This window comes from Arthrobacter sp. AB6, from assembly GCF_031844545.1.
Classification (GTDB): Bacteria; Actinomycetota; Actinomycetes; order Actinomycetales; family Micrococcaceae; genus Arthrobacter.
Map to the genome: position 1 here is coordinate 1 of NZ_JAUZVL010000048.1, position 1,466 is coordinate 1,466.

The 1,466-nt window shown below is 64.9% G+C and carries 1 protein-coding gene; it reads left to right on the forward strand.

All coding sequences use genetic code 11. The annotated features are described in order from the left end of the window. Nucleotides 1–3: 3 nt before the first annotated feature. The coding region (locus Q9R30_RS19235; protein ID WP_311218588.1) for an amino acid permease at nt 4–1,466 on the forward strand (1,463 nt) is incomplete at its 3' end.

Genomic DNA, 1,466 nt, shown 5'->3' on the forward strand with positions numbered 1-1,466 from the left:
CACATCATCGACGGCGGGCACGCCCACGCCTCCGAAACCGCCCTGCACGCCGAGGACAAGGGCTACCACAAGAATTTGAAGCCCCGGCAGATCCAGATGATCGCGATCGGCGGTGCGATCGGCACCGGCCTGTTCCTCGGCGCGGGCGGCCGGCTCAACGCCGCGGGCCCGTCCCTGGTCATCGCCTACGCCGTCTGCGGGTTCTTCGCGTTCCTGATCCTGCGCGCCCTGGGCGAACTGGTGCTGCACCGCCCGTCCTCGGGCTCCTTTGTTTCCTACGCCCGTGAATTCTTCGGCGAGAAGGCCGCGTTCGTGTCGGGCTGGTTCTACTGGATCAACTGGGCCACCACCACCATCGTGGACATCACCGCCGCGGCCCTCTACATGAACTTCTTCGGCAACTACATCCCCTGGATGGCGGCAGTCCCCCAATGGGCCTGGGCACTGATCGCCCTCGTGGTGGTCCTTTGCCTGAACCTCGTCTCGGTGAAGGTCTTCGGCGAAATGGAATTCTGGTTCGCCCTGATCAAGGTCGCCGCCCTGGTCCTCTTCCTCATCGCCGGCACCTACTTCGTCATCTTCGGCACCCCCGTTGACGGCCAGCAGGTCGGCCTGAGCCTCCTCTCGGACAACGGCGGCGTCTTCCCCAACGGCCTGCTCCCCATGATCATCCTCATGCAGGGCGTCCTGTTCGCCTACGCCTCAATCGAACTGGTCGGCACCGCCGCCGGCGAAACCGAGAACCCCGAGAAGATCATGCCCAAGGCCATCAACTCCGTGGTCTTCCGCATCGCCGTGTTCTACGTCGGCTCCGTCATCCTCCTGGCCCTGCTGCTGCCCTACACCTCCTACGAAAAGGGCGTCAGCCCCTTCGTGACGTTCTTCGGCTCCATCGGCATCCAGGGCGTGGACGTCATCATGAACCTCGTCGTCCTCACCGCCGCCCTGTCCTCCCTCAACGCAGGCCTCTACTCCACCGGCCGCATCCTGCGCTCCATGTCCGTCAACGGCTCCGCCCCCAAATTCGCCTCCCGCATGAACAAAGCAGGCGTCCCCTACGGCGGCATCGCCATCACCGCCGGAGTCTCCCTCCTGGGCGTCCCCCTGAACTACCTCGTCCCGGCCCAGGCCTTCGAAATCGTCCTGAACGTCGCCTCCGTAGGCATCATCATGACCTGGGCAACGATCGTCCTCTGCCAGATCCAGCTCAAACGCTGGGCCGACAAAGGCTGGCTCGAACGCCCCTCCTTCCGCATGATCGGCGCCCCCTACACCGGCTACCTGTCCCTGCTCTTCCTGGCGGGCGTACTGGTAATGGTCTTCATCGACTCCCCCCTCACCATGCTCGTCACCGCCATCGCCTCGGTCCTGATGGTCGTCGGCTGGTACGCCTGCCGCACCCGCATCCGCGAAATCGCCGAAACCCGCGAAGGCTACACCGGCCTCTCCCCCGTCATCGCCAACCC